Raw genomic sequence first — 26,808 nt, 5'->3', positions numbered from 1 at the left:
CACACCCTGCTGAGGTCGTCACTCCCGTGTGACGACCTGACCGACTTGTGACGACCTCACGACGGGGAGTCAGCCCGCCACCGCGCAGCCGTCGAGCTGCCGGCCCATCGCGTCGTGCTCGGCCTGAGTGACCCACAGCCCGTACGCCGCCTTCACCCGGACCTGCCGGACGACGTACGCGCACCGGTACCCGGTGCTCGGCGGCAACCAGGTGGCGGCGTCGCCGTCGCCCTTCGCGCCGTTGGCGGGGCCGTCGACCGCGAGCAGGTTGGCCGGGTCGTTGGCGAACTGTCGGCGGGTCTCCGCGTCCCACTGCTGCGCGCCCTTCTGCCACGCGTCGGACAGCGCGACGACGTGGTCGATCTGCACCTCCGCGCTGCGGGGTCCGCGCTCGAACTCGATCACCTCGTCGGTGTAGGGGTCCGCGAGCGTGCCGGTGAGGACGACGCAGTCGTGCGTCCCCTCCTCGAACGTCACGTCCGTGAGGTCACGCGCGAGCACGTCGTTGCGGGTGTCGCAGCCGTTGCGGTCGACGTCCGCCCACGCGGGGCCGAACTGCTCGCGGTCGTACCCGGTCCTCGGGGCGCGGCCCTTGACGTCCAGGCCGGCGAGCTCGGAGCGGGCACGGTCGAGGTCGGCGGCGGTGACCGGGAACCGCGCGGACTCGCGGGCGTCCGACCACACCGGGATCCCGGCGCCCAGGGCCACCGCGACCACCAGCACCAGCCAGACCCAGCCCAGCCGACCGCCGCCGCGGCCCCTCCGGTTCCGCGCCGGCGGCCGGCGTCGGGGCGAGGCGGGGAGCGCGGAGCGGGAGGTGCGGGTGGTGCTGGTCACCGCGGAACCGTCGCACACGGGACCGACACGACACCTCCTCCCGACCCGGGCCGGCGCGCCGCCCCGGACCCGCGAGGACGCCCTAGCGTCGGTGCGGGAGGTGGCGCGGTGCGGACGTGGTGTGACCAGGGCGGACGCCCGTGGGCGGGAACCACGGTGGCGGCCGTGCTCGTCGTGGCGGCGGGGCTCGCGACCGCGCGGTACGGCACCGGGGCCGTCGCCGACGGGCTGGGGGACGCCCTGTACGCGGCGCTCGTGGCGCTGCTCGTCGGGCTCGCCGTGCCCCGGTGGTCGACCCCGGCCCGGGCCGGCCTCGCAGTCGGGCTGTGCTGGGCGGTCGAGCTGGCGCAGCTCACCGGCGTCCCGGCGGCCGCCGCGGACGCATGGCCGCCGCTGCGGTACCTGCTCGGCACGACGTTCGTCGCCACGGACCTGCTCTGGTACGCGGTCGGGGTGGTGCTCGCCTCGTGCGGCACGGCGCTCGCCTCTCGGATCGGCGGCGCCCGGCGCGCCGCGGTCTCCCGAGGCTGACGCGAGGGACCGCTCGCCGCGAGGGCACGTGCCCGCGGCCTGGGGACGAGGACGGTTCCGCGGGCTGTGGTCGTCCCGGTGCGCCCGCGGCATCGTGGCGACGACGCGGTGGTCCTCGCCGTCGTCGACCTCCGGGCGACGCTCGTCCTCACCGACGACGCGCTGCTCGTCGAGCGGCGGTGCGCCCGCTGCGCGCACCTCGGGAGGCGGTCCGGGCGGTGGACGGCACCGTCCACGGCCGCCCGTCCTGGTCGGAGTCGGTCGTGATCACCGTGGCTGGTCGCGGCAGGCCGGTGCGGTTCGGCGGCTTCGACGTGCACGCGCTCATCGCGCGGCTGCAGGAGTGGGTCGGGGACGCGGTGCCCGCGTCCGAGGGCACCGCGTCTCCGAGCTGACCCGCGCCCGCTTACTCGCAGCCCACGCCGTCGCCGTCACGGTCCAGCGCGGGGCGGTATCCCGGGTCGCCGGAGTGCACAGGCGCCGCGCCGGCGGCCCGGGCGGCGTCGCAGTTCTGGAAGTACACCGATCCGCCGCCCGACGAGGCCGTCGTCGACCCGCCCCCGGAGGAGGTGCCGGCTGACGAGGACGCCCGCGCGCTCGACGCGGCGGCCTCGCGGGCGGCGACGGCCGACTCCCGGGCCGCGACGTCCGCGGCGGTCGTGTCGAGCTCGGCGGAGCGCTGGTCCAGCTGCGCCTGCAGAGCCGCCAGCTCGTCGGCCCGCGCCGCCTGCTGGTCCGCCGTGGCCTGCTGCGTGGCCTCGCCGTCGGCGAGGGCCTGCTCCCGTCGGGTGGCCTCGTCGTCGCGGGTGTCCAGGTCGGCCTCCCGGTCGGTGAGCGCGGCGTCCACGTCGGCGAGGCGCTCCTGCTCCGCGGCGACCGCGGCGCGCTCGTCGGACAGGCTGCCTGCGCCGATCCCGATCCCGGCGACCAGCCCGAGGACCAGCCCCGCGACCCCCGCCCCGAGCAGGGCGCCGCGCCGACGACGTGCCGGGCGGGCGGGTCCCGGGGCGGGCGGCCCGGACCACGGGGAGGCGGGCGACGGTGCCACCGGGACCTCGGCCGTCTGCCCTGCGTGCGGTGCCGGCGGGACCGGCCTGAGGTCGGACGGACGTGCCATGGTGTGCCCCCTGATCCGGGCCGCACCCGCGCGGCCGTGTCCCGGTCCCCATCGGCAGGCTGGTGCCGGTGGTTGAGCGCGCGGCGTCCGGGTGCCGCCGTCCGGGGGACCCGACGGGACGGTCCCCGCTCGGTGCCCGGGTCGCCGGGCTCCCGCACGGCCTCGCGCCCGTCCGCCCGCCCGGCCACACTGGCCGCGTGGTGCGCGAGCTCGTCGTCCTCGGGACGGCCTCCCAGGTCCCCACCCGCACGCGGAACCACAACGGCTACCTGCTCCGCTGGGACCGGGACGCGTACCTGTTCGACCCGGGCGAGGGCACCCAGCGCCAGCTCACGCTGGCGGGCGTCGCACCGCCGTCGATCACCCGCATCTGCCTGACCCACGTGCACGGCGACCACAGCTACGGCCTGCCCGGGGTGCTGTCCCGGATGGTGCTGGACCGGGTCGAGCACCCCGTGCACCTGCACTTCCCGGCGGAGGGCGGGGCGGTGGTGCGGGCGCTGGTCGGGCTCGCGACGCCGGGGCTGGACCTGCGCCTGCACCCGCACGGGACGGCGGGCGAGGTCGCCCCGGGACTGGCGGTCGAGCCGCTGCGGCACCGGGTGCAGACGTTCGGCTACCGGCTCGCGGAGCCCGACGGGCGCACGCTCCTGCCGGGCCGGCTCGCTGCGGCGGGGATCACCGGGCCCGCGGTGGGCGAGCTGCAGCGCGCCGGGCGGCTGGGGGCGGTCCGGCTCGCGGACGTCAGCGTGCCGCGGCGCGGGCAGCGGGTGGCGGTCGTCATGGACACGGCCCCGTGCCCGGGTGCCGAGGCGCTCGCGGACGGCGCCGACCTGCTGCTGGCGGAGTGCACGTTCGCCGACGAGGACGCGGAGCTCGCCGCGGAGTACCGGCACCTGACGGCGGGGCAGGCCGGGGCGCTCGCGGCGCGGGCCGGCGCGCGCACGCTCGTGCTCAGCCACTTCTCCGGGCGGTACGAGGACCTCGGGCCGCTGGGGGAGCAGGCGCGCGCGACCGCGGGCTCCGCCGCGGTGCACGTCGCGCACGACCTGGACCGGTTCGGCCTGCCCCGGCGCCGCGCGACGGCGTGACGCGGGCTCAGTCCCGCCGCGGCGCGACCCCGCGCACGTCGTCCACGGGGAACCGCCGTCGCGCCTCGGCCTGCTTGTCGAGCGTCGCGGCCAGGACGTCGACGCCGAGCACGTCCGCGAGCCGCAGCAGGTAGACCAGGACGTCGGCGATCTCCTCGCCGGCGCGCCGCCGGCGGTCGGGATCGGCGAAGTGCGCGACCGCGTCGCCGGCGGGCAGCCACTGCACGAGCTCGGCCAGCTCGCCGACCTCCCCGACCAGGGCGAGCACGAGCGACTTCGGGTCGTGGAACTGCCCCCAGTCGCGCTCGTCGCTGAACTCGCGGATGAGCGCGGTCAGCCGGGCGAGGTCGCCGGTCCCGCCCCCGGTGGTGGATGCGTCGGTCACGCCCTCAGCCTGGCACGCCCCCGCAGCGGCTCACGCGAGGAGCCAGGTCGGAGAACGCAGGTAGCGCTCGGCCACCAGGACCGAGCCCGCCGGCTGCTCCGCGCGGAGCGCGCCCGATGGTCCGCCGCGGGGGTCGGTCACGGTCCTCCCCAGCAGCTGCAGCCGGCGCAGCAGCGACAGCGCGCAGCCGTTCCGGGCGTCCTGCCGGGTCAGCGGCCGCACCTCCTGGTACCCGGCCACCCACGCCTGCGCGCGGTCGGGCGCGTCGGGCAGGTGCTCGACGTAGGACAGCGCGGCGGCCAGGTCGAGGACGAACCAGGAGAACCCGCAGTCGTCGAAGTCGATCAGCGTGACGTCGTCGCCGTCGAGCAGCAGGTTCCCGGGCCGCAGGTCGGCGTGCACCAGACCCCAGGAGTCGGGCGCGCGCGACGCCTCGCGGAGGATGTCGAGGGCGGCGTCGCGGGCGCGGCCCAGCAGCGCGAGGTCGGCGGCGGGCAGGCGGGCCTGCTCCCACGCGCCCCACCGGCTCCCGGGTCCGACCAGGTCCGCGGGCTCCCAGGTGGGACGCACGAAGTCGCGGGGACGGTGGAAGCCCAGGGCGTGCTCGTGCAGCAGCGCGGCGGTGGTGCCGACGCGGCGGTGCCACGCGCCCGGGTCCGCGGCACCGGGCCCCGCGCCGGGCCGTGCGCCCGCGAGCGCGTCCTCCAGCGAGGGCCCGGGCACGTACCGCCAGGTCAGGCAGACCCAGTGCCGGTCCTCGTCGTCGGGCACGACGGCGACGTCCCGGCCGTCGACCGGCGGGACCACGACCGGCACCCGGAGGGGCCCCGCCTCGCCCAGGGCGGCCATCCAGGCCACCTCGGACTCGACGGCCGCGGTGTCCTCCATGTAGGCCGGGGGCGCGACCCGGGTGACCGCGACCGGCCGGCCGCCGACCGAGACCCGGAAGGTCGCGTTGTGCGAGAGCGCCAGGAGGGCGATCGCCGTCCGGGCCGGGTCCCACCCCCACGCCGCGCACAGGGCGGCGTGCAACCACCGCGGGGCGGGGGCGCCGACCGCCAGCCGCCCGAACGGCGGGTCCGGCTCCGCGAGCCCGGTGCTCCCGAGCGTGTCGTCGGTCGTCATGGTCTGCCCCCGGGTGCTCGCGTCGTCGCCGGGCCGTGCGGCCCGAGCCGAGTGTCGAGGGGGCGCGGCGCGCCGGGACAGGGGCCCGCCCGGGATTTCACGCAGGTGTCACCCGGGATCGGCGGCGGTGACGCCGCGGAAACACCGCCGTCCCCGGGCCGCCTCAGACGCCGACGAGCGACGCGCTCACGTCCCAGAGCCGTCGGGCGAGGTCGGGGTCCGCGGCCTGCGGGGGCGGCACCGCGGCGCGGCCCTGCTCGAGGTACCCGCCGGGCTCCCAGTCGACGCCCGGGGTGCCGGCCGCGAGCGCCGCCAGGTAGCCGCCGCCCTGCTCCGGGGTGATCGTCAGCAGCCGGCGCAGGGGGGTGTGGTAGACGAACCGCATCAGGCTGCTCGTCTCCTTCGCGAAGCTCGTGGCGACGATGCCCGGGTGGAACGCGACCGCGGCGAGGCCCTCGGGCCCGTACCGGCGCTGGAGCTCGACCGTGTGCAGGACGTTCGCGAGCTTGGCGTCGCCGTAGGCCCGCTCGGGGCGGTAGCCACGCTCGTTCCCGAGGTCGTCGAGGTCGATCCGGCCCCAGCGCGCGGCCGCGACGCTCGACGTCGCGATCACGGACGCCCGGCTCGCGACGAGCGTCGGCCGCAGCAGGTGCGTCAGCAGGAACGGCGCGAGGTGGTTCACCTGGAGGGTGCGCTCGAACCCGTCGACGGTGACCGCGCGCGGCCCCATGATGCCGCCGGCGTTGTTGGCCAGGACGTCGATCCGCGGGTAGGCCTCGCGCAGCTCGGCGCCCAGGCGGCGCACCTGGTCGAGCTCGGCGAAGTCGGCGAGGTGGTGCGGGGCGCCGAGCTCCGCGGCGACGCCGGCGGTGCGCACGGGGTCCCGCCCGACGAGCACGACCCGCTCGCCATCGGCTGCCAGCCGGCGCGCCGCGGCGGCGCCGATGCCGTCGCTGGCGCCCGTGATCACGATCGTCCGTCCGGGCACGGGGTCCTCCGCCGTCGGGGTGCCGACCCGGGTCCGGAGCGGTCCGCGACACCCTAGGGTGCTGCCGTGACCCCCGCCTCCCCGGCCGCCCGCCGTCGCGCCCGCACGTCCGCCGTCCGCACCTCCGAGCCGCGCCTGGTGCCGCCGGTGCTGGTCCGGGACCACCGCGTGCGGGTGCCCGTCGACCGCGAGGACCCGTCCCGGTACCCGACGATCGAGGTGTTCGCGCGCGAGCTGGTCGACCCGGCGCGCGACGGGGAGGACCTGCCGCTGCTGCTGTTCCTGCAGGGTGGGCCCGGCGGCATGGGCCCGCGCCCGCTCGGCGGCGGCTGGTGGTCGACGGCCCTGCGCACGCACCGGGTGGTGCTGCTCGACCAGCGGGGGACCGGGCGGTCGTCCCGGGCCGACGGCCGCACGATCGCCCGGTTCGGCTCGGGCGAGGAGGCGGCCGACTACCTGGCGTGCTTCCGGGCGGACGCGATCGTCGAGGACGCCGAGGCGGTGCGCCGTGCGGTGTACGGCGGGCGGCGGTGGTCGACGCTCGGCCAGTCGTACGGCGGCTTCCTCACGCTGACCTACCTGTCCCGGCACCCCGAGGCGCTGACCGCCTGCTACGTGACCGGCGGCCTGCCGGGCATCGCGGCGACCGCCGAGGACGTCTACGCCCGGACGTTCCCGCGGCAGGCCGCGCGGGTCGCGGCGTTCGCGCGTCGGTACCCGGAGGACGTCCAGCTGCTCGGGGCGCTCGCGGACCGGCTCGCCGCCGGCGACGTGACGCTGCCCGACGGCGACCCCTTCACCGTGCGCCGGCTGCAGACCCTCGGCATGCCGCTCGGCATGAGCACCGGGGTGGACGGGCTGCACTGGCTGCTCGACACCGTCGACCTCGACGCGGACGGGGCGCCCGACGACGCGTTCGCGCTGGCGGTGCAGACGCAGACCGGGTTCGACGCGAACCCGCTGTACGCGGTGCTGCAGGAGGTCATCTACCACCAGGGCGAGCGGGACGGCGGCTGGGCCGCGCAGGCCGAGGTCGACCGCCGGCCCGACCACGCGCCCGACGCCCGGCCGCTCGCGCTGACCGGCGAGGCGGTGTTCCCGTGGATGTTCGACGAGGTCCGGGCGCTGCGGCCGTTCCGGGCGGCGGCGGAGGCGCTCGCGGCCCGCACGTCCTGGCCCGCCCTCTACGACCCGGAGCGGCTGGCGGCCAACGAGGTGCCGGTCGCCGCGGTGCAGTACGTCGACGACCCGTACGTGGACCTCGACCTGGCGACGGCGACCGCGGACGCCGTCGGCAACACGCAGGTCTGGGTGACCAACGAGTACCTGCACGACGGCCTCCGCGCCGCGGGCGACGTGATCCTCCCGCGCCTGCTGGACCTGGCCGCGGGCCGCCGGACGGTCACCCGCCCCTGACCGGGCGCGCCCGTGCGCCCGCCGAGCGCGGCAGGTCGCGCCGAGCGCGGTAGCCGGAGCCACCGCGCTCGGCGTGAACCCCCGCGCTCGGCGGACCTGCCTCAGAGCAGACGGCGGGAGCCGGGGCGCACGACGCGGAGCCAGCGGTAGCCGTACGCCGGGAGCTCGACCTCGACCCGGCCGTCGGGGTCGACCTCGCACGCCCCGTCCTCCAGCAGGTCGACCAGGCGGACCGGGTCGTCGTCGCCCGCCGCGCTGCGCTCGGTGGCCGTCCCGTCCGCCGGTCCGGCGTCGCCGGGCTCGCGGACCAGGTCCCGCAGCCGCAGCGGCACGGTGACCGCCTCCGGGCCGAGGTTGTGCACCGCGACCATCGACGCGTCCTGCCAGGTCGACCGGTGCGCGAGCACCGCGGCGTGCGGCTGGTCGAGGATCTCCGCCCGCTCCGCCCAGCCGAGCTCCGGGCACTCCCGGTAGCGCCGGACCAGGGTCTTGATGAACGACAGCAGGGAGTCCGGGTCCCGCCGCTGGTCGGCGACGTTGACGTGCGCGGGCGCGTACCCGCCGTCGGTGACCGGGCCGGCGAGCCGGCGCGGGGCGGCAGCGGAGAACCCGCCGTTGCGTCCGGACGTCCACTGCATCGGCGTCCGCACGGCGAGCCGGCCGTCGGCGGCGAGGTTCTCGCCCATGCCGATCTCCTCGCCGTAGAACAGCACGGGCGTGCCGGGCAGCGTGAACAGCAGGGAGTAGACCATCCGGATCCGGCGGGGGTCCCCGTCGAGCATCGGCGGCAGCCGGCGGCGCAGACCGCGGCCGTAGAGCTGCATGTCCTCGTCGGGGCCGAACGCCGCGAACACCTCGGCGCGCTCGTCGTCGGACAGCTTGTCCAGGGTCAGCTCGTCGTGGTTGCGGACGAACGTCGCCCACTGCGCGTCGTGCGGGATGTGCGGCCGGTCGCGCAGCGCCTGCGCCAGCGGGCCGGCGTCCTGCCGGGCCAGCGCCAGGTACATCTGCTGCATGGCCACGAAGTCGAACTGGAGGTTCAGCTCGTCGCCCTCGGCCGACCCGTCGCCGTCCTGGTCGCCGAAGAACATCCGCTGCTGCTCGTACGGCAGGTTGACCTCGCCCATGAGGATCGCGTCGCCGGTCCGCCGGCTCAGGAACGACCGCAGCGCCTTGAGGAACTCGTGGGGGTGCTCGATGTCGTCGGCGGGGGAGTTCGCGGCGTCGGCGAGCATGAACGGCACCGCGTCCACCCGGAACCCCGCGAGCCCGAGCTCCGCCCAGTAGCCGACGACCTTGGCGATCGCGTCCCGCACCTGCGGGTTCGCCGTGTTGAGGTCGGGCTGGTGCCGGTAGAACCGGTGCCGGTACCAGGCGCCGGCCTGCTCGTCGTACGTCCAGATGCCCTGCTCCTGGTCGGGGAAGATCACCTCGTCCCCCGTGGGCGGCGGCTCGTCCGTGCGCCAGACGTAGAAGTCGCGGAACGGGTTGTCGGGGCTGCTCCGCGCGGCCTTGAACCACGGGTGCCGGTCGGACGTGTGGTTGACGACCAGGTCGGCGATGACCCGGATGCCCCGGTCCTTGGCGGTGCGGATGAGCTCGACCAGGTCGCCGGCGTCGCCGAGGCGCGGGTCGACCCCGAAGAAGTCGGTGATGTCGTAGCCGTCGTCCCGGTCGGCCGTCGGGTAGAACGGCATCAGCCACAGGCAGGTGATGCCGAGGTCCGCCAGGTGGTCGAGCCGCTGCACCAGCCCGGGCAGGTCGCCGACGCCGTCGTCGTTCCAGTCCATGAACGTCTCGACGTCCAGGCAGTAGACGACGGCGTTCTTCCACCACAGGTCGCCGGTGTCGCGGATCCTCATGCGGCGTCCGTCCCCTCGGTTCCGGCGTCGACGGCCCGCAGCGCCGGGAGCAGGTGCTCGGCCGCGAGGTCGATGAACGCGTCCAGCGACGACGGCGGGTGCGTCACCGTCGGCGCGGCGTCGTCGTGCTTGCCGTGGTCCGGCCGGACGTCGGTGGCCACCTGGTGCAGGTAGACCTCGTCGAAGCCGACCTCGACCAGCTCGACCAGGCGGTCCCGGAGCCGGGCGGGGTCGTGCTCGATCACCACCCCGGTGCTCAGCGTGTCGTCGTCCACGTTGGCGGCCAGCTCGTCGAACGCCTCCGGCGTCGCGATGTCCCACGCGGCCGGCGGCCCGGCGGCGTTCCCCGCCCACTGCTCCCGCGCCAGCCGCCAGGCCTCGTCGGGGTCCGACGCGTACGACACGTGCACCTGCAGCGCGATCGGCCCGCGGCCGCCCGCGTCCCGGTACTCGCCGACGACCCGGCGCATCGTCTCGAGGTCCTGGTTGACCGTGACCAGGCCGTCGGCCCAGTCGGCGTGCGCCCGGGCGGTCTCCGGCGTCACGGCGGGCCCGATCAGCCGGGGCGGCACCTCGGGGAGCGTCCAGAGCTGGGCGCGGTCGACCGTCACCAGGCCGTGGTGCGTGACCTCCTCGCCGGCCAGCAGCGCGCGGATGACCTGCACGCACTCGCGCAGCCGGGCGTCCCGCTCCGGCTTCGGCGGCCAGGGGTCGCCGGTGATGTGCTCGTTCATGTTCTCGCCCGAGCCGAGCGCGACCCAGAACCGCCCCGGGTACATCGCGGCGAGGGTGGCGGCCGCCTGGGCGATGATCGCCGGGTGGTACCGCTGGCCGGGCGCGTTGACGGTGCCGAACGGCAGCCGGGTGGTGGCCAGGGCGGAGCCGAGCCAGGTCCAGGCGAAGCCGGAGTGGCCCTGGTTCGTGCCCCACGGTGCCCAGTGGTCGGAGCACATGGCGGCGTCGAAGCCGGCCTCCTCCGCGTGCTGGACGGCCGCGAGGAGTGCGGACGGGTGGACCTGCTCGTGCGAGCTGTGGAAGCCGACGCGGGTGGTCATGCCTCCTGTTCCTACCGGCTGCGGGACGGGTCCGCGCGCCGAGCGTGCGCCGAACCGGCCGCCGGTCGCGGTGCCGGACGCGCGTGCCGAGGGCGCGGCGGCGCCGTCGGGGCGGAACGGGGTGCAAGGGACGTCACAGCGCCCCGGGCCCTTCGGCCGCGGATCGGTCCGAGGGGACGACGTAGGCTCTTGCGACGTGGCGACCTTCTCCGCCGTGACGCGCGCGCACATCCTCCAGGCCATCGCCGAGCACGACTCCCGCGGGGCCGAGGCCTTCCTCGGCGTCTACGGCTTCCCCGCAGGCGGCGGCTTCTTCCTCCACGAGGACCGCCCCTACCCGACGACCGCGATCCTCGGGGTCGCCCACCGGTTCGCGACCGGGCGGCTCGCCGGCGCCGACGAGTTCCACGGCGGCGAGGACGCGGCGCAGGCGCTGCTGGCCCGGCGCGGGTTCGACGTGCCGCAGGCGGCTGCTACCGCGCGCGCCGCGGCCCCGGCCCGGGCGCGGTCGGCCGCTCCGAAGGCCCCGCGCGCGCCGCGGGCCGCCGCCACTCCGCGGGCGAGGAAGCCGGAGCCGGTCGAGTTCACGAAGACCTGCCCGACGTGCTCGATGGTGCTCCCGGGCACGGGGATCTGCGACTACTGCGACTGAGCCGCTCCTGCGACCGGGCCGCTCCTGCGGGTGAGGCGCCGCTGCGGCTGAGCCGCTACCGCGACACCGCCGGTGCCCCGCCCCCCACGGGCCGGCGGACCGCGTACCCGAGGTCGACGAGCGCCTCGGCCGCGCCCGCCGGGTCGTCCCGGACGGCGGCGCGGAGCTGGACCGCACGCCACCGCGCACGCCCGGCGCAGACCGCCGCGCGCCAGCCGGGCCGGGTGTCGAGCCCGAACTCCCGGACCAGCATCTCGAGCACGTCCTCGAACGACGGCCGGAACCGGTGCCCGCCGAGCGGGAAGTGCAGCGTCGACACCCGCGGCACCCGGCCCCGGCGGACCGCCGAGGTGCGGGCCCGGCCGCGCAGCCGGTGCCCGGCCGCCATCATCGCGAACACCAGCTCGTCGCGGTGGCCGTGCACGTTGAGGTGCGCCGCGGGGACCTTGTCGTCGGAGCCCGCGTCGTAGTCGTACCGGAACAGCGGCTCCTCGGTGCCCTCGGCGACCGCCGCGATCGTGGAGCGGCGGACGGCGAGGAACCGGCCGGTGTGGTCCCAGCCGCAGTCGAAGGAGGCCCGCACCCGGAGCACGACGAGGCCGTCGACGGCCAGCGGGATCCCGTCGGCCGGCTTCTGCTCGACCATCAGGCGCGACCGTGGCGTGGCCGTGGGCCGGACGCGGAAGGTCCCGACGTCGTCGCCCGCCAGGACCCCGCGCAGGGTGCTGCGCAGATCTTCGGCGAACCGCTCCGCGACGGTCGCCAGGTCGTCGTCTCCCACCTCGGGGCCCGTCCCGGGCGGTGCGCCCCCCTCCGCTTCCCGGTCACTCACCGAGCAGCCTGCCCAGCGTGAGGTACTCCTCGTACGCGATGCGCTGCTCGCGGGACAGCTGCCAGGTCTCGTACCGCTCCTCGATCGTCTCCAGGTCGAGGCCGATGCTCGCGAGCTCCTGCTCCCGCTTCTCGCGCATCTCCTCCTCGGTCATGATGACGAGCTCACCGTAGCTCTTGGGGATGACCTGCATGGTCGTCGTTCCTCGACGTCGACGGACGGTCCCTCGGGGCGGCTGCCGGACCGACGCCGATCACGCTAGCCGCACCGCGCTCTGCGCTGTCCAGCCCCATCTCGGCGGGCGCCGGAGCGGCCCGCCGCAACCCCGCCGCCCCCCGCTCACCCCCGCACGGGCACCACCGCGTCGACCGCCTCGAGGATCTTGTCCAGCACCACCGCGCGGTCGAACTGCAGCGCGAACTCCCGCGCCGCGTCGGCCCACTCCTCGCGGTCGGCGCCGGTGACCGCCAGCGCCCGGTCCAGCGCCGCCGCGATCGCCGCGGGGTCCTCGACCGGCACGATGATCGCCGTGTCGCCGACGGCCTCGGGGATGCCGCCGGTGTCGGTCGTGATGACCGGGCCGCCGCCGGAGAGCATCTTCTCGACGAGCGCGATGCCGAACGTCTCGACGAACTCGGGCCGCGGCTTGCTCGGCAGCACGTACGCGGCGGCGCCCGCCATGAGGTGCGGCTTCTCGTCGTCGGACACGTCGTCGAGGAACAGCACGCGGTCCGCGACGGGCGACGCGGCGGCGTGCGCGCGCAGCTGCGCCGCCTCGGGCCCGTTGCCGGCGATCACCAGGCGGTGCGTCGAAGGGGCGCTGCTGGCGGCGTAGCCGTCGATCAGGTCGTCCACGCCCTTGGCGGCGGCCAGCCGGGACAGGTAGAGCACGTACCCGTCCCGGTCCAGGCCCCGCGCGCCGAGCACTGCGTCCGTCTCGGCGTCGTCGCGCGCGAGGTACTGCGCGACGTCGACGGCGGGGTACGAGATCCGGACCCGCTCGCGGCACTGCGCGGCGAACGTCGTGCCGTGCTTCGCGTCGAGGGCCTCCGCCTCGGAGACGATCAGGGCACGGGTGTACTCGGACACCGCCAGGCAGACGTCGTGCTCCAGGTAGGACGCGAGCACGTGCGCGGCGGCACCGAACTGGTCGGCCTCGACGCAGGCGCGCACGACGTTGGTGACGTCCGAGCCGACCGCCTCGGCGACCGTCGTCACGTTCACCGGGAGCCCGGTGCGCCGGGCGACGTGCACCGCGTCCGCGACCGCGGTGGCGTGCGGGCTCAGGTACAGCGACAGCGCCACCGTGGGCACCCCGTCGGTGAACAGCTCCACGAGCCGGCCGATGAGCCCGGCGACCCAGCGGCCGTCCGGGACCTTGTAGTCGCCGACCGGCCCGGGCCGCTCGACGATCACGCCCTCGCGGTAGGGCAGCACCCGGTCGAGCGGCTTGAGCGGCAGGCCGGCGGCCTGCAGCCGGTCGATCGGCCAGGTGACGATCCGCACCTCGTCGAACCCGCGGTCGAGCGCCGCCTCGGCGAGGTTCCGCGCCTCGCCGGAGTGGCCGCAGATCACCGGGTCGGCGCGCACGACGATCACCAGGCGGCGGTCGACCCGGCGGGGCGCGGGTGCGTCGGTGGCGGGGCTGAGGGTCGCGTCGGTCACGGCAGGCCTCCGGGAGGGTCGTGCGGAAGGGGTGGGGAGTGCGGGGTGCGGGCCGTCAGGCGCGGGTGCTGTGCGACGGCGGGCGGGCGGCGGCGGTCCACGGGCCCGGTTCGGGACCCAGGTCGACCTGCAGCCGGCCGCCGGCGTGCAGCTCGGTGCCGGTCAGCCACGTGCGGTCCAGGTCGGCCCCGTCGAGCCGCACGCGCTGCACGTACTGCGCGGAACCGTCGGGCTCGGGTTCGACGAACCCGCTGGTCTCGACGGTGAACGCCTTCCCGCCGACCTCGATCCGGGACTCGCGCCACGCTGGTGCGTTGACCAGGAACAGGTTCTGCCCGGCGACCGGGAACAGCCCGAGCGACGCCCACACGTACCAGGACGACAGGCCGCCGGAGTCGTCGTTGCCGGGCAGCCCGCCACGCCCGGTGCCGAACTGCTGCTGGGTCACGGCGTGCACGACCTCGGCGGTGCGGTCGGGGCGCCCGGCGTACTGGTACGCCCAGGGGGCCTCCATGTCCGGCTCGTTGTTCAGGCCCTCGAACCGGTGCAGGCCGTACCCGGCGAGCATCTCGTCCTCGGACGGGGCCAGGCCGGGCTGCTTCACCGGCTCGGCCCCGTAGCCGAAGAACCGGTCGAGCAGCGCCACGAAGGCGTCGTCGCCTCCCGCCAGGTCGATCCGCCCCGCCATGTCGTGCAGCAGCCGGAACGAGTAGTTCCACCGGCCGCCCTCGTAGAACGTCGAGTCCCGCAGCAGGCCGGTCGCCGGGTCGAAGGCGTTGCGCCACCGGCCGGCGAGCGGCGCGAACTGCTCGAGCAGCGTGCGGTCGCCGACCTGCCGGGCGATGACCGCCGTGCAGAAGTAGCCGAACGCGAGGTCCAGGGTGTGGCTGATCGGGTGCGTGCGGCCGTGCAGCAGGAACTCCTCGCCGTACGTCCGGCGCAGGTCGTTGTGCAGGTGCACGAGCGCCCAGTCCCAGTCGAACGGCAGGCCGAGCGCGCACAGGTCGGCCAGGAACGTGTGCGCCAGGGCGCTGCCCTGCCGGGAGAACCGGTCGGCCCCGCGGGCCATCCGGTACCCGATGGGGAAGTTCCCCTCCTCCTCGGCGATGTGCAGGATCGCGGTGGCGAGCTCGACGGCCTTGTCCGGCACGAGCGCCGTGAGCAGCGGGAGCTGCGTGCGGTAGATGTCCCACATGGTCGCGATGTCGTAGGCGAACGGCGTGTCCGTCGGCCAGAACGGGCTCTCGTCCGGCGCCAGGCACGGCTTGATCAGCGAGTGGTAGAGCGCCGTGGACAGCACGGTCTGCTTGCCGGCGTCCGGGGTGTCGACCTGCACCTTGCCGAGCTGGCGGCGCCACTCGTGCGCGGTGCGGGCGCGGCGCTCGGCGAAGCTCGACGGCCCGGGCCCGCACTCGCGCACGAGGTTCGCCCGGGCCTGCTCGACGCCGCGCAGCGAGAAGCCGAACCGCAGCTCGACCACCTGCCCCGGCTCGGTCGGCCCGGCCCACATCAGGCCGAACGGGCGCAGCGTCGTCGGGCGGATGCGGTCGAAGTCGAGCCGCGTGCCGCCCGGCATGAGGCGGCGGTCGTACCAGAGCAGCTGGCGCCAGTGCAGGGTGTCGCACTCGACGTGCACGGCGAGCGGCGCGCCCTCGACGGTGATCTCACCCTGCGCGACGCCCGGCTCGACGGACTCCAGGTGCGCCCGCAGCGGCACGGTCCGGCCGTAGGGGATGTCGAGGCCGCCGAGGCTGAGGTCGATGACCAGCCGGGCGTCCCGGTGCGCGGGGAACGTGTACCGGTGCACCGCGGACTTCGGGCCGACGGTGACCTCGCACCGGATGCCGGAGTCGAGCGTCGCGGCGTAGTAGCCCGGCTCGGCGCGCTCGTCGGACACCTCCCAGAGCTGCCCCAGGTCGTCGAGCGGCTGCAGCATCGGCGTGACGCGCACGTAGTTGTAGTACTTGCGGATCGCGCCGGTGCCGGACTGCTGGAAGTGCGTGAACCCGGAGGCCCGCTGGCTCGCGTGCAGCGCGGGCGGGACGCCCTCGGTCGACAGGTCGTACCGGCCGTACCCGGTGGGGTAGGCACCCGAGTAGGCGCAGGCGCTGACCATGCCCAGCGGGTAGGTCGCCCCGGGGTGCGTGTTGCCCACCTGCGGCTTCGGCCACCACCACGTGGCGGCCAGCCCGCTCTGCGGCGGCAGCGCGGTGGCCTCGGTCCCGATGAACGGGTCGACGTGCTCGAACACCTCGCGTCACCTCCCGTCGGGCCCGGCCGTCCGGGCGCGTCGGCGCGACCGGTGGACGGGACCGTACGCGCGGAAGGTGTCCGGGGGGTTACGGCGCGCCAGCGGGCCCGGGGTGGTCCACGGCGTCGCCCGCTGGTCCGAACGGGGGACCTGGCCCGCCGCGGGGTCATCACGGCGGCCCGACCCGCCGAGAGGGAGTGCATGACCGAGGCGCTGCCGCTCCCGCCCGCCGGGTGGTACCCCGACGGGGTGACGTCCGGGGTGCTCCGCTGGTTCGACGGCGCGGGCTGGACCGAGCACACCGCGCCGGACCCGGCGGCGCGGGTGCCCGTGCCGCCTCCCGCACGGGTGCCGGTCGCGGAGCCGGTCCCGGACGCCCCGGTGCACCGCCCGCCGGGGGCCCACGCGGCGGCGGCCGCCGGGAGCCCGGCGCACGTCCGGCGGCCGGGCTCGGGGGCGGCTGCGACCGGGGCGAGCGCACCCGTGGCACCGTCGTCGGGGGCGAACCCGTACGCGCCGCGGTCGCCGAGCGCGACGGCCGCCCTCGCCGGCCCGCCGTACGGCCCGGGGTACGCGCACGCCGCACCGGCGGGGCCCTGGTACCCCGAGCCGGAGCCCGCCCGCCTCGGTGCCGGCCCGCGGGACCCCGTGCACTGGCTGCTCCCGACGGGCCGGTCCTGGCAGTCGATCGTCGCGGGCTACGTCGGTCTGTTCGCGCTGCTGATCTGGCCGCTCGGCCCGTTCGCGATCTGGTTCGGGCTGTGGGCGGTCCGCCGGGGCGCCGCGGGCGGCCACGGCCGGGGGCGTGGGGTGTTCGCCGTCGTCGTGGGGACGGCCGCGACCGGCCTGCTCGCCTACCTGCTCGCCTCGGGTGCCCTGACCGCCTGAGGCGGGCGCGGCGAGGTCGTCCCGCTCAGCCCCAGGAGCCCCGCGCGTACTGCACCGGCCAGCCGGTCGGCTGGCCCGGGAGCACGGTGGCGGCGGCGTCCCCGGCGTGGTCGAGCGCCGGCGTCTTGTCGTCCAGCGCGTGCGCGGCGCGCAGCGGCCAGTGCGGGTCGAACAGCGCCGGCCGGCCCAGCATGACGACGTCGGCGGAGCCCTCGGCGAGCACCTGCTCCGCCTGCTCCGGGGTGGTGATGAGGCCGACCGCGGAGGTGGCGACGCCGGCGGTCTCGCGGATGGTCCGGGCGGCCGGCACCTGGTAGCCCGGGCCGACCGGGATGCGCGCGTGCACGTTGCCGCCCGTGGAGACGTCCACCAGGTCGACCCCGTGCTCGCGCAGCCAGACGGCGACCTGCGCGACGTCCTCGACGGTCAGGCCGCCCTCGGTCCAGTCGGTCGCGGAGACGCGGACGAGCAGCGGGCGGTCCTCGGGGAGCACGGCGCGGACCGCGTCGACGGTGTCGAGCAGCAGCCGGGCCCGGCCGGCCAGGTCGCCGCCCCAGGCGTCGTCGCGGTGGTTCGACAGCGGGGACAGGAACTGGTGCAGCAGGTACCCGTGGGCGGCGTGCACCTCGACGAGGTCGAAGCCGGCGTCCAGGGCGCGACGGGTGGCGGCGGCGAACTGGCCCGGCACGGCCGCGACCTGCTCGGGGGTCATCTCCTGCGGCGCGGCGTACCCGTCGAACGCGACGGCGGACGGCGCGACCGTGTCCCAGCCGCCGGCCGCCACGGGGACGGTGCCGGAGCCCTCGCCGAACCCGCGGTAGGTCGACGCCTTGCGGCCCGCGTGCGCGAGCTGGACGCCGGCGACCGCGCCGCGGCTCCGGACGAAGTCGGTGACCCGGCGCCACGCGACCACGTGCTCGTCGCCCCAGATGCCGACGTCCTCCGGGGAGATCCGGCCCTCGGGGACGACAGCGGTGGCCTCGGCGAGCACCAGGCCGAACCCGCCGACCGCGCGGGCGCCGAGGTGCGCGAGGTGCCAGTCGGTGGGCACCCCGTCGCCGGCGGCGGAGTACTGGCACATCGGCGCCAGCCAGACCCGGTTCCGGAACGTGGTGCCGCGCAGCGTCAGGGGGCTCATCAGGAGGCTCACGTCTGGATCGAACCGTGCGGGCGACGCCCGTCATCCCGTCGCTGCGCGCAGGTGACGCAGGTCACACGGTGCGCGCACCCACGGTGCCGACGCGCATCTCGTCAGCGCGCGGCGTCGAGCCAGGCGAGCAGGACGTTGCCCGCCGTCAGCAGGCCGAGCACCAGCAGGCCGACCCGCAGCAGCCCGTCGCCGACGGCGCCGCGCGGCGACCCCGCGGTCCGGTCGGGGCCGTCCTCGTGCTGACCGGCGTGCAGGCCGGCGACCTGCCGGTTGGGGGGCTGCGTGTACCGCGGCGGCCCTCCGGCGCGGGGCCGGCCCGCGGGGCCCGTGCCCGCCTCGGGCCCGTCCTGGGCCGCGGCCGGCTCCGACGGGGCCGTCGCTCGCACGTCCGGCTGCCAGACCGCGGGGGGTCGGAACACGTCGTCGACGGTGAGCTGCTCCGGGCTGGCGGCCCCGCCGAGCTCGGCGGCCAGGTACTCGGCGACCAGCGTCACGTCCTCCGCGGAGAACACCGTCTCCAGCGCGGCCAGGTGGGCCGCGAGCTGCGGTTCGCCCACCGCCGTCGCCCCGCCCCGGACCGCCGCGGGGTCGAGGTCGCGGCCGGCGAGCGACACCACGGCGCGCACGGCCCGCCGGTGCGCCGGGGCGAGCAGCGCGGTGACGGCGCCCGCCGCGTCCGCGACCGCCGCCACGTCCGCGGTCCGGCCGTAGCCGCGGTGCCGCAGGGTGCCGTCGTGGGCCGTGACCTCGCCGGTCCACCGCAGCGTCTCGACGAGGACCACGCCACCGGGGCCGACGGCGACGTGCTCGACGGTGGCGTCCGTGCTGCCGGGCCGGTGCAGGTCGCGCAGCACCGTCCACCCGGCGGCCTCCGCCTCGGCGAGCGCCCGCCGGGCGCCCGCCAGGTCGGCGGCGTCGGTCAGCCAGGCGTCGAACCAGTCGTCGGAGCGGTCGGCCTCGGGGCGCGCCGAGGGGACGCCGGACGCCCTGCGTGCCGCCGTGCGCCACAGCCCGCGCCGGCGCGTGCGCCGCGCGGTCGGCTCGGTGCCGATCCCCTGCTCCACACGGGACCTATCGACACCCCGGGGCAGGATGCTGAGCGGAACGGCGCATCCGGGTGCCGCGGAGGGGAAGCGCGGTCCGGGCGGCCCGCCCTAGGCTCGGCGCATGGCCGCCCTGCGCGACGTCGTCGTCGACTGCCGGCACCCCGCCTCGCTCGCGCGCTGGTGGGCGGGGACGCTCGACGGCTACCGCGTGGCGCCGTACGACGAGGACGAGCTCGCCCGGCTGCGCGCCGCCGGGGTCGAGGACCCGGAGGACGACCCGACGGTGCTGGTCGAGCCCGCTCCGCCCGGGCCCGGGCCGCGGATCTGGTTCCAGCGCGTCCCCGAGCCGAAGACCGTGAAGAACCGGGTGCACCTCGACCTGACGGTGCCGGACCTCGCGGCGGGCGTCGCGGACCTGGTGGCCCGCGGCGCGGCGGTGGTCGCCGACCACGACACGTGGGTGGTCCTGGCGGACCCGGAGGGCGACGAGTTCTGCGTCTTCCCCGCCTGACCGCTGCCGCCGGGCTCCCGGAGGCGGGACGCCGCAGGGGCGCGCCCCCGGGGTGTCCCGGGTGCGCGCCCCTGCGGGTGCCGCGGCGGGGCGTGGGTCAGGCCAGCGCCCGCCACGCCTCGCGCCGCCGGGCCTGCTCGTCCGGGTCCGGGACGGGGAGGCTCGCCAGCAGCCGCTGCGTGTACTCCTCGCGGGGTGCGCCCAGCACCTCCTCGCCGGTGCCCTCCTCGACCAGCCTGCCGCGGTGCAGCACCGCGATCCGGTCGGCGAGCAGGTCCACCACGGCCAGGTCGTGGCTGATGAACAGGCAGGCGAACCCGAGCTGCTCCTGCAGCTCGGAGAACAGCTCGAGCACCCGCGCCTGCACCGAGACGTCGAGCGCCGAGGTGGGCTCGTCCGCGATCAGCAGCTCGGGGTCGAGCGCGAGCGCCCGGGCGAGCGACGCGCGCTGGCGCTGGCCGCCGGACAGCTCGTGCGGGAACCGGTCGCCGTAGGACCGCGGCAGCTGGACGGACTCCAGCAGCTCGTCGACCCGCGACCGCGCCGCCCGGGCGTCGCGCGCCCGGCCGTGCACGACCAGCGGCTCGGCCACGCACTCGGCGATGGTGAGCAGCGGGTTGAACGACGTCGCCGGGTCCTGGAACACGAACCCGATGCGCGGCCGCACGGGCCGCAGGGCGCGCTCGCGCACCCCGTTCATCTCCAGCCCGAGCACCTGCAGGGACCCGCCGGTGACCCGGGTGAGGCCGGCGATCGCCCGCCCGATCGTCGTCTTGCCGGAGCCGGACTCGCCGACCAGGCCGACGACCTCGCCCGGCCGGATGGCGAGCGAGACCCTGTCGACCGCCCGGAACCCGGGCTGCCGCAGCCGCCCGGGGTAGACGATCTCGAGGTCCCGCGCCTCGACCACCGGCATCTCCTCGGCCCAGCCGACGGGGCGGGCGGCGGCCCGGGCGCGGGCGTGCGCTCCACCGCCGCCGATCCGCGGCACGGCGTCCAGCAGCGACCGGGTGTACGCGTGCTGCGGGGCGGCGAACAGGTCGCGCACCGGCGCCTGCTCGACGATCTTCCCCTGGTACATCACGGCCACGCGGTCCGCGAGGTCGGCGACCACACCCATGTTGTGCGTGATGAGCACGATCGCCGCGCCGAACTCGTCGCGGCAGCGCCGGAGCAGGTCGAGGATCTCGGCCTGCACGGTCACGTCCAGGGCGGTGGTCGGCTCGTCGGCGATGATCACGCCGGGGTCGAGCACGAGCGCCTGGGCGATGACGATGCGCTGCTTCTGCCCGCCCGAGAACTGGTGCGGGTAGTGGTCGATCCGGCGCTCGGGGTCGGGGATGCCGACGCGGCGCAGGATGTCGACGGCCTTGGCCCGGGCCTCGGACCGGCTGATCTTCTGGTGGGCGCGCAGGCCCTCGACGATCTGCCAGCCGATCGGGTAGACCGGGTTCAGCGCGGTCGACGGCTCCTGGAACACCATGGCGGCGTCCCGGCCGCGCACCTGGCGGAGCGCCGAGCCGTCGAGGGCGACCACGTCGCTGCGGACGGCGCCGTCCCGGGAGGACAGCACGACCGCGCCCCGGGTGGTCGCGGTGGACGGCAGCAGGCCCAGGAGGGTCTTGGCCGTCACCGACTTGCCGGAGCCGGACTCGCCGACGACGGCCAGCACCTCGCCGGCCGCCACGGTCAGCGAGACGCCGTCGACGGCGCGGACGTCGCCCGCGTCGGTCGCGAAGGACACCGACAGGTCGGTGATCTCGACGACCGGCGCGGCCGGGGCGCCCTGGTGCGGCGCGGTGTCGATGCGTGCGGTCATCGGGCCGCCTCCGTCCCGGGCTCGAGGCCCTCCAGGCCGCCGGGGGCGGTGAGCGCGCCGCCGGGCACGACCGAGGTCGCGGCGACGTCGCCGGTCACGTCGGCCGACGCGCGGCGGGTGCGCAGCCGCGGGTCCGCCAGGTCGTTCAGGGACTCGCCGACCAGGGTGATGCCCAGGACGGACAGCACGATGGCGACGCCCGGGAACACCGAGGTCCACCAGATGCCCGACGTGACGTCGGCGATGGCGCGGTTGAGGTCGTAGCCCCACTCGGCGGCCTGGGTCGGCTCGATGCCGAACCCGAGGAAGCCGAGCCCCGCGAGGGTGAGCACGGCCTCGGACGCGTTCAGCGTGATGATCAGCGGCAGCGTGCGGGTCGCGTTGCGCAGCACGTGCTTCGTCATGATCCGGGTGTTGCTCGCGCCGATGACGCGGGCCGACTCGACGAAGGCCTCGGACTTGATCCGGATGGTCTCCGCCCGCACGACCCGCAGGTACTGCGGCGTGAACACGACGGTGATCGAGAGCGCCGCGGCGAGGACGCCGCCCCACATGTCGGACTGGCCGCCGCTGATGACGATGGCGAGCACGATCGCGAGCAGCAGGGACGGGAACGCGTACACGGCGTCCGCGATCACGACGAGCACCCGGTCGAGCCAGCCGCCGAAGTAGCCGGACACGAGGCCGAGCAGCACGCCGACGAACAGCGAGGCGGCGATCGCGATGATCATGACGAGCAGCGCGGTGCGCGACCCGTAGATCACCCGGGACAGCACGTCGAAGCCGCCGACGGTGGTGCCGAGCCAGTGCTCGGCCGAGGGCGGCTGCTGGGCGCCGAACGGGCCGTCGGCGTCGCGCAGCTGGTTGAACCCGTAGGGGGCGAGCAGCGGCGCGAGCAGCGCGGTGAGGACCAGCAGGCCGGTGAGCACCAGGCCGGCGATCAGCATGCCGCGCTGGAGGCCGACGCTCTGCCGGAGCTGGTGCACGACGGGCAGCCGCCGCCAGCCGCGGCGGGCCGGGGCGGCGGGAGCGGCCGGAGCCGCCTCGGGGGCGGCGGGGGTGGTCGCCATGTCAGTACCTCACCCTCGGGTCGATGAGCGCGGCGATGACGTCGACGAGGAAGTTCGTCACGGCGACGATCACGGCGAGCAGCACGACGATGCCCTGGACGGCGACGAAGTCGCGCGCCTGCAGGTACTGCGACAGCTGGAAGCCGAGGCCGCGCCACTCGAACGTCGTCTCGGTCAGCACCGCGCCGACGAGCAGCATCGCGACCTGCATGCCGACCACGGTGATGATCGGGATGAGCGCGGGCTTGTACGCGTGCTTGCGCAGCAGCCGGGACTCGCGGACGCCGCGCGACCGGGCCGCGTCGACGTAGCCGGAGCCGAGGGTGCCGATGACGTTGGTGCGCACGAGCCGCAGGAACACGCCGGCGGTGAGCAGGCCGAGCGCGATGGCCGGCAGCACGGCGTGCTGCAGGACGTCCGCGACGACCTCGCCGTTGCCGGTGCGGATCGCGTCGATCAGGTAGATGCCGGTCGGGTCGTCGAGCTGCCGCATCTCGATCTCGGAGCGGGTCGACGCGCGTCCCGAGACGGGGAGCCAGTCGAGCTGGACGGCGAACACCAGCTTGAGCAGCAGGCCGGCGAAGAACACCGGCGTGGCGTAGCAGGCGATGGCGAACACGCGCAGGACGGCGTCGTGGTACCGGTCGCGGAAGTAGGCGGCGAGCAGGCCCAGCGGGATGCCGACGACGAACGCGACGAGCAGGGCGTAGCACGCGAGCTCGAGGGTGGCGGCGCCGAAGGTGGTGAGCACCTCGGTGACCGGCCGGCTGTCGCTGAGCGTCGTGCCGAAGTCGCCCCGCAGGAGGTCGCCGAGGTACTCCCCGTACTGGACGAGGATCGGCCGGTCGTAGCCGGCCTGGTGGATCCGCTCGGCGAGCTGGTCGGCGGGCAGGCGCCCGCCCTGGGCGGCCGTGATCGGGTCACCGGTCGCGCGCATCAGCACGAACACGACGGTGACCAGGATGAACACGGTCGGGATGATCAGGAGGAACCGCACGAGCAGGTAGCGGCCGAGTCCGCCGCCGGCGCCGCGGGTGCGCGGCTCCTTGCGGCCGGGCGTCGCGCCGCCCCCGGTGGCGGTCGCGTCCGCTGCGCCGGTGGGCTGCAGCGGACCGGTGGTGGAGGTGGAGGTCATCTCTTCTTCCCGGTGACGCCGCGGCGCGGGCCGCTCGGGTGAGCGGCCCGCGCCGGGCGTGGTGTCGGTCGGATCAGCCGAGGGAGAGTGCGCCGTAGCGGAACTTGAACGAGGCGTCGAGGGTGTCCTCGGCGCCGGTCACGTCCGCGCCGACGACGGCCACCTGGGCGCCCTGGAGGTACGGCACCGTGGACAGGTCCGCGGCGACCGCGTCCTGGATCTGCTCGATGAGCGCGGTGCGCTCGCCGGCGTCGGCGGTGACGGCCTGCTGCAGGATCAGGTCGTTCACCTCCTGGTTGTCGTAGTGGTTGCCCAGGAAGTTCTCCGTGAGGAAGAACGGCGTCAGGTAGTTGTCCGCGTCCGAGTAGTCCGGGAACCAGCCGAGCTGGTAGGCCGGGTACACGTCCGAGGTGCGGTCCTTGGCGTACTGCACCCACTCGGTGGTCTGCAGGTCGACCGTGAACAGGCCGGTGGACTCGAGCTGGTCCTTGATCAGCGCGTACTCCTCGCCGGAGGACGGGCCGTAGTGGTCGTTGCTGTACTGCAGCGACAGCTGGACCGGGGTCTCGACGCCCGCGGCCTCGAGGGTCGACGCGGCCTTGTCGGCGTCCGGGCCGCCCTCGCCGTCGCCGTACAGCGGCTTGAGCGACTCGGTGGCGCCGGTCAGGCCCTCGGGGACGTACGAGTACAGCGGCGTGTAGGTGCCCTTGTAGACCTGGTCGGCGATCTCCTCGCGGTCGATCAGGTCGGCCACGGCCTGGCGGACGGCGAGCGCCTTGGCCTCGTCGGCCTCCGGCGTCGTCGCGCCGTACGGCTGGGTGTTGAAGTTGAACGTGATGTAGCGGATCTCGCCGCCGGGGCCGTCGACGACCTTGACGTTGTCGTCGCCGCGCAGGTCCTCGATGTCGGTCGCGGACAGGCTGCGGAACGCCACGTCGACGTCGCCCTGCTGCACGGCGAGCTTCAGGTTGGACGCCTCGGCGTAGTACGTGACCGAGACCTCCTCGTTCTTCGGCGCGCCGAGCAGGCCCTGGTACTCCGGGTTCGCCTCGTACGACACGAGGTCGTTCTGGCTGTAGCCGGTGATCGTGTAGGGGCCGGCGAACGCCTGGCCGTCGACGATCTCGTCGTCGGGGGTCAGCGCGTCGGCGGCGAAGACCTCCTCGTCGACGATCGGGCCCGCGGGGCTCGACAGGATCTGCGGGAACACCTGGTCGTCCGGGGACTTCAGGGTGAACACGACGGTGGTGTCGTCCGGGGCCGCGACGCTGTCCAGGTTGTAGAGCAGCGAGCCGGGGCCGTTGCCGTCGTCCGCGCCCGACTCGAAGATCGCGAGCTGGCGGTCGAACGTGAACTTCACGTCGGAGGACGTGAGGTCGTTGCCGTTCGCGAAGGTCAGGCCCGGCTTCAGGGTCACCGTGTACTCGGTCGGCGAGGTGAACTCGGCCGACTCGGCGATGTCCGGCTCGACGTCCGGGCTGCCGAAGGGCGTGTTCATGAGGAACGGGTACACCTGGTTCATCACGGCGAACGAGCCGTTGTCGTAGGAGCCCGCGGGGTCGATCGTCGTGATCTTGTCGGTCGTGCCGATCAGCAGCGAGCCGCCGCCGGACGAGCTGCCGCCGTCGGAGGTGTCGTCGCCGCCGTCCGAGCCGCCGCCGCAGGCGGCGAGGACGAGGGCGGTGGCGGCCAGGCCGGCCGCGGAGACGATGCCGCGCCGGCGGCCGAGGGGAACCGCAGTCATTGCGTGTACCTCTTCCCTGAAGGAGGTCCAGCCGGGGCGCGGCCGCCCGGGATGACCCGGCGGCGCGTCCCCGGTCGCGTGGGGGGTGTCGCGTGGTCGCGGGCGCTCGGGGCGCCCGTGACGTGGGTCATAGGAGTAGCACAGGATGTGAGATTTTCGAACATTCCCGTGTTACGCGGACATTTCGGAACTGAAAAGGTCCAGGTCAGGGCACCCGGAGCGCGATGTTACTGATGAGTAGGAATGATTGCCGCGACGAAATACCGACCTCCTGGTAGGTCGGGCTCCCTCCGGGTCAGGCGTCAGGCCGCCGGCGGCGTCGCCGCGGCCGCCGCACGGGCGGCCGCCGGCAGCGCCTCGACGACCCGGCCCAGCGCCGCGTCGTCGTGCGCCGCCGACACGAACCACGCCTCGAAGGCGGACGGCGGCGCGTACACGCCGTCCCGCAGCAGGCTGTGGAAGAAGGCGGGGTACCGCCACGACTCGGTCGCGAGCATCTGGGCGTAGTCCCGCGCGCCGGCGTCGGTGCCGAGCACCGTGCTGAACAGGTTGCTGGCGTGCTGGACGGCGTGCGGCAGGCCGGCTGCGGTGAGCGCCTCGTCCACCGCGGCCCGCAGGGTCGCCGACGCCCGGTCGACCGCCGCGTACACCGCGTCGTCGGCCAGGCGGAGCGTGGCCAGGCCCGCGGCGACGGCCACCGGGTTCCCGGACAGCGTGCCCGCCTGGTAGACCGGGCCGACGGGGGCCAGTGCGTCCATCACCTCGGCGCGGCCGCCGAGCGCCGCGACCGGCATGCCGCCGCCGACGACCTTGCCGAAGGTCAGCAGGTCGGGCGACCAGCCCTCGCGCGCGGCCTCCAGGCCCCACCAGCCGGCGGGACCGACCCGGAAGCCCGTCAGCACCTCGTCCTGGATGAGCAGGGCACCGTGCTCCCGGGTGATCCGGGAGAGCGCGGCGTTGAACCCGGGCTCCGGCGGGACGACGCCCATGTTCGCGGGCGCGGCCTCGGTGATCACCGCGGCGATCCGCGCGCCGTGCTCGGCGAACGCGGCCTCGACGGCGGCGACGTCGTTGTACGGCAGCACGATCGTCTCGGCGGCGATCGCCGCGGGCACGCCCGCGGAGCCCGGCAGGGCGAACGTCGCGAGGCCCGAGCCGGCGGCGGCGAGCAGGCCGTCGGAGTGCCCGTGGTACAGCCCGGCGAACTTCACGACCGTGTCCCGGCCGGTGACGCCGCGGGCCAGCCGGATCGCGGTCATGGTCGCCTCGGTGCCGGTGGACACCAGGCGCAGCCGCTCGACGGCGGGCACCCGCGCGCGGACGGCCTCGGCGAGCTCGACCTCGGCCAGCGTGGGGGCGCCGAAGCTCAGGCCCCGACCCGCGGCCTCGCGGACGGCCTCGACGACCTCCGGGTGCGCGTGCCCGAGCAGCGCGGGACCCCAGGACCCGACCAGGTCCACGTACTCGCGGCCCTCGACGTCGGTGACGTACGCGCCGCGGGCGGACGCCAGGAACCGGGGAGCCCCGCCCACGGACCCGAACGCGCGCACGGGCGAGTTCACGCCGCCGGGCACGACGCCCCGCGCCCGGTCGAACAGCCCCTCGTTCGTGCTCGACGTGCTCGTGCTCGTCACCTCG

25 protein-coding genes are annotated in these 26,808 nt (G+C 75.7%); 7 read left to right on the top strand and 18 right to left on the bottom strand.

Going from position 1 to position 26,808, the window contains the following annotated elements:
• Positions 1 to 69: 69 nt before the first annotated feature.
• Positions 70 to 837 carry an HNH endonuclease family protein gene (locus FS882_RS03445; protein ID WP_158370828.1) on the bottom strand — a complete coding sequence of 256 codons (768 nt, stop codon included), beginning with the start codon at positions 835 to 837 and terminating at the stop codon, positions 70 to 72.
• A gap of 108 nt (positions 838 to 945) precedes the next feature.
• Between FS882_RS03445 and FS882_RS03440 the strand changes: the two genes are divergently transcribed.
• Together FS882_RS03440 and FS882_RS20835 are read left to right on the top strand one after the other, a co-directional pair.
• Positions 946 to 1,368: a DUF2809 domain-containing protein gene (locus FS882_RS03440; protein WP_158370826.1), complete on the top strand. Its 423-nt coding sequence runs from the start codon at positions 946 to 948 to the stop codon at positions 1,366 to 1,368.
• Between the two features lie 218 nt (positions 1,369 to 1,586).
• Positions 1,587 to 1,763, top strand: a complete 177-nt coding sequence (locus tag FS882_RS20835) for a hypothetical protein (protein ID WP_187365111.1) — start codon at positions 1,587 to 1,589, stop codon at positions 1,761 to 1,763.
• An 11-nt stretch (positions 1,764 to 1,774) separates the two neighbouring features.
• Here the strand turns inward: FS882_RS20835 and FS882_RS21310 are convergent, their stop codons facing one another.
• The gene (locus tag FS882_RS21310; RefSeq protein WP_262348039.1) at positions 1,775 to 2,416 is read right to left on the bottom strand and encodes an excalibur calcium-binding domain-containing protein; all 642 of its coding nucleotides are present in this window, start codon (positions 2,414 to 2,416) and stop codon (positions 1,775 to 1,777) included.
• A gap of 269 nt (positions 2,417 to 2,685) precedes the next feature.
• Between FS882_RS21310 and FS882_RS03430 the strand changes: the two genes are divergently transcribed.
• Positions 2,686 to 3,576, top strand: a complete 891-nt coding sequence (locus tag FS882_RS03430; protein WP_158371234.1) for a ribonuclease Z — start codon at positions 2,686 to 2,688, stop codon at positions 3,574 to 3,576.
• Positions 3,577 to 3,583: 7 nt separating this feature from the next.
• On the opposite strand, the gene FS882_RS03425 is transcribed toward FS882_RS03430, so the two are convergent.
• From FS882_RS03425 to FS882_RS03415, 3 genes are all read right to left on the bottom strand, one after another.
• Entirely contained in the window at positions 3,584 to 3,961 is a 378-nt protein-coding gene (locus tag FS882_RS03425) for a nucleotide pyrophosphohydrolase (protein ID WP_222848112.1), read from the bottom strand.
• Positions 3,962 to 3,991: 30 nt separating this feature from the next.
• Positions 3,992 to 5,086, bottom strand: coding sequence for a phosphotransferase enzyme family protein (locus FS882_RS03420; RefSeq protein WP_158370824.1), 1,095 nt, complete (start codon positions 5,084 to 5,086; stop codon positions 3,992 to 3,994).
• A 163-nt stretch (positions 5,087 to 5,249) separates the two neighbouring features.
• Positions 5,250 to 6,074, bottom strand: a complete 825-nt coding sequence (locus FS882_RS03415) for an SDR family NAD(P)-dependent oxidoreductase (protein WP_158370822.1) — start codon at positions 6,072 to 6,074, stop codon at positions 5,250 to 5,252.
• A 135-nt stretch (positions 6,075 to 6,209) separates the two neighbouring features.
• Here FS882_RS03415 and FS882_RS03410 point away from each other — a divergent pair, with 135 nt between their 5' ends.
• Positions 6,210 to 7,490 carry an alpha/beta fold hydrolase gene (locus tag FS882_RS03410; protein ID WP_222848121.1) on the top strand — a complete coding sequence of 427 codons (1,281 nt, stop codon included), beginning with the start codon at positions 6,210 to 6,212 and terminating at the stop codon, positions 7,488 to 7,490.
• Between the two features lie 101 nt (positions 7,491 to 7,591).
• On the opposite strand, the gene FS882_RS03405 is transcribed toward FS882_RS03410, so the two are convergent.
• Both FS882_RS03405 and FS882_RS03400 read right to left on the bottom strand, forming a co-directional pair.
• On the bottom strand, positions 7,592 to 9,352 hold the full coding sequence (locus FS882_RS03405) for an alpha-amylase family protein (RefSeq protein WP_158370820.1): 1,761 nt from the start codon (positions 9,350 to 9,352) through the stop codon (positions 7,592 to 7,594).
• On the bottom strand, positions 9,349 to 10,407 hold the full coding sequence (locus tag FS882_RS03400) for a TIGR03885 family FMN-dependent LLM class oxidoreductase (protein ID WP_158370818.1): 1,059 nt from the start codon (positions 10,405 to 10,407) through the stop codon (positions 9,349 to 9,351). Before FS882_RS03400 ends, FS882_RS03405 begins: the two co-directional genes overlap by 4 nt.
• Before the next feature lie 196 nt (positions 10,408 to 10,603).
• On the opposite strand from FS882_RS03400, the gene FS882_RS03395 reads away from it, so the two are divergent.
• Positions 10,604 to 11,059, top strand: coding sequence for a hypothetical protein (locus FS882_RS03395; RefSeq protein WP_158370817.1), 456 nt, complete (start codon positions 10,604 to 10,606; stop codon positions 11,057 to 11,059).
• 55 nt (positions 11,060 to 11,114) lie between these two features.
• Here FS882_RS03395 and FS882_RS03390 read toward each other — a convergent pair whose 3' ends face one another.
• The 4 genes from FS882_RS03390 to FS882_RS03375 form a co-directional block, all read right to left on the bottom strand.
• Positions 11,115 to 11,840: a hypothetical protein gene (locus FS882_RS03390; RefSeq protein WP_158370815.1), complete on the bottom strand. Its 726-nt coding sequence runs from the start codon at positions 11,838 to 11,840 to the stop codon at positions 11,115 to 11,117.
• 43 nt (positions 11,841 to 11,883) lie between these two features.
• The gene (locus tag FS882_RS03385) at positions 11,884 to 12,084 is read right to left on the bottom strand and encodes a hypothetical protein (protein WP_158370813.1); all 201 of its coding nucleotides are present in this window, start codon (positions 12,082 to 12,084) and stop codon (positions 11,884 to 11,886) included.
• 146 nt (positions 12,085 to 12,230) lie between these two features.
• The gene (locus FS882_RS03380; RefSeq protein WP_158370811.1) at positions 12,231 to 13,556 is read right to left on the bottom strand and encodes a glycosyltransferase; all 1,326 of its coding nucleotides are present in this window, start codon (positions 13,554 to 13,556) and stop codon (positions 12,231 to 12,233) included.
• 55 nt (positions 13,557 to 13,611) lie between these two features.
• The gene (locus FS882_RS03375; protein WP_158370809.1) at positions 13,612 to 15,807 is read right to left on the bottom strand and encodes a glycoside hydrolase domain-containing protein; all 2,196 of its coding nucleotides are present in this window, start codon (positions 15,805 to 15,807) and stop codon (positions 13,612 to 13,614) included.
• A gap of 201 nt (positions 15,808 to 16,008) precedes the next feature.
• Here FS882_RS03375 and FS882_RS03370 point away from each other — a divergent pair, with 201 nt between their 5' ends.
• On the top strand, positions 16,009 to 16,695 hold the full coding sequence (locus FS882_RS03370; RefSeq protein WP_158370807.1) for a DUF2510 domain-containing protein: 687 nt from the start codon (positions 16,009 to 16,011) through the stop codon (positions 16,693 to 16,695).
• Positions 16,696 to 16,720: 25 nt separating this feature from the next.
• Here FS882_RS03370 and FS882_RS03365 read toward each other — a convergent pair whose 3' ends face one another.
• Entirely contained in the window at positions 16,721 to 17,845 is a 1,125-nt protein-coding gene (locus FS882_RS03365) for an NADH:flavin oxidoreductase/NADH oxidase (RefSeq protein ID WP_410053259.1), read from the bottom strand.
• Between the two features lie 101 nt (positions 17,846 to 17,946).
• Positions 17,947 to 18,909 carry a nuclease-related domain-containing protein gene (locus FS882_RS03360; RefSeq protein WP_158370805.1) on the bottom strand — a complete coding sequence of 321 codons (963 nt, stop codon included), beginning with the start codon at positions 18,907 to 18,909 and terminating at the stop codon, positions 17,947 to 17,949.
• A gap of 103 nt (positions 18,910 to 19,012) precedes the next feature.
• Here FS882_RS03360 and FS882_RS03355 point away from each other — a divergent pair, with 103 nt between their 5' ends.
• Positions 19,013 to 19,402, top strand: coding sequence for a VOC family protein (locus FS882_RS03355; protein WP_158370803.1), 390 nt, complete (start codon positions 19,013 to 19,015; stop codon positions 19,400 to 19,402).
• A gap of 97 nt (positions 19,403 to 19,499) precedes the next feature.
• Here the strand turns inward: FS882_RS03355 and FS882_RS03350 are convergent, their stop codons facing one another.
• From FS882_RS03350 to hemL, 5 genes are all read right to left on the bottom strand, one after another.
• The gene (locus FS882_RS03350; RefSeq protein ID WP_158370801.1) at positions 19,500 to 21,221 is read right to left on the bottom strand and encodes a dipeptide ABC transporter ATP-binding protein; all 1,722 of its coding nucleotides are present in this window, start codon (positions 21,219 to 21,221) and stop codon (positions 19,500 to 19,502) included.
• Entirely contained in the window at positions 21,218 to 22,291 is a 1,074-nt protein-coding gene (locus tag FS882_RS03345) for an ABC transporter permease (protein ID WP_158370799.1), read from the bottom strand. Before FS882_RS03345 ends, FS882_RS03350 begins: the two co-directional genes overlap by 4 nt.
• A 1-nt stretch (position 22,292) precedes the next feature.
• Positions 22,293 to 23,426 carry an ABC transporter permease gene (locus tag FS882_RS03340; protein ID WP_158370797.1) on the bottom strand — a complete coding sequence of 378 codons (1,134 nt, stop codon included), beginning with the start codon at positions 23,424 to 23,426 and terminating at the stop codon, positions 22,293 to 22,295.
• Positions 23,427 to 23,499: 73 nt separating this feature from the next.
• Entirely contained in the window at positions 23,500 to 25,170 is a 1,671-nt protein-coding gene (locus tag FS882_RS03335) for an ABC transporter substrate-binding protein (protein ID WP_158370795.1), read from the bottom strand.
• Positions 25,171 to 25,472: 302 nt separating this feature from the next.
• A complete protein-coding gene (gene hemL / locus FS882_RS03330) occupies positions 25,473 to 26,804 on the bottom strand; it encodes a glutamate-1-semialdehyde 2,1-aminomutase (RefSeq protein ID WP_158371226.1) in 1,332 nt (443 codons plus the stop codon).
• Positions 26,805 to 26,808: the final 4 nt, after the last annotated feature.

It is taken from the genome of Cellulosimicrobium cellulans (assembly GCF_007679345.1).
In the GTDB taxonomy this organism is placed as follows: domain Bacteria; phylum Actinomycetota; class Actinomycetes; order Actinomycetales; family Cellulomonadaceae; genus Cellulomonas; species Cellulomonas cellulans_A.
The sequence above is the reverse complement of the archived record's forward strand: the minus strand, read 5'-3'. Positions and strand labels throughout refer to the sequence as shown.

Bases quoted from the DNA above. Each gene is read 5' to 3' on its own strand.
- FS882_RS03405 (WP_158370820.1), bottom strand. From the start codon at position 9,352: ATGAGGATCCGCGACACCGGCGACCTGTGGTGGAAGAACGCCGTCGTC.
- FS882_RS03400 (WP_158370818.1), bottom strand. From the start codon at position 10,407: ATGACCACCCGCGTCGGCTTCCACAGCTCGCACGAGCAGGTCCACCCG.
- FS882_RS03355 (WP_158370803.1), top strand. From the start codon at position 19,013: ATGGCCGCCCTGCGCGACGTCGTCGTCGACTGCCGGCACCCCGCCTCG.
- FS882_RS03340 (WP_158370797.1), bottom strand. From the start codon at position 23,426: ATGACCTCCACCTCCACCACCGGTCCGCTGCAGCCCACCGGCGCAGCG.
- FS882_RS03370 (WP_158370807.1), top strand. From the start codon at position 16,009: ATGACCGAGGCGCTGCCGCTCCCGCCCGCCGGGTGGTACCCCGACGGG.
- FS882_RS03350 (WP_158370801.1), bottom strand. From the start codon at position 21,221: ATGACCGCACGCATCGACACCGCGCCGCACCAGGGCGCCCCGGCCGCG.
- FS882_RS03335 (WP_158370795.1), bottom strand. From the start codon at position 25,170: ATGACTGCGGTTCCCCTCGGCCGCCGGCGCGGCATCGTCTCCGCGGCC.
- FS882_RS03420 (WP_158370824.1), bottom strand. From the start codon at position 5,086: ATGACGACCGACGACACGCTCGGGAGCACCGGGCTCGCGGAGCCGGAC.
- FS882_RS03385 (WP_158370813.1), bottom strand. From the start codon at position 12,084: ATGCAGGTCATCCCCAAGAGCTACGGTGAGCTCGTCATCATGACCGAG.
- FS882_RS03345 (WP_158370799.1), bottom strand. From the start codon at position 22,291: ATGGCGACCACCCCCGCCGCCCCCGAGGCGGCTCCGGCCGCTCCCGCC.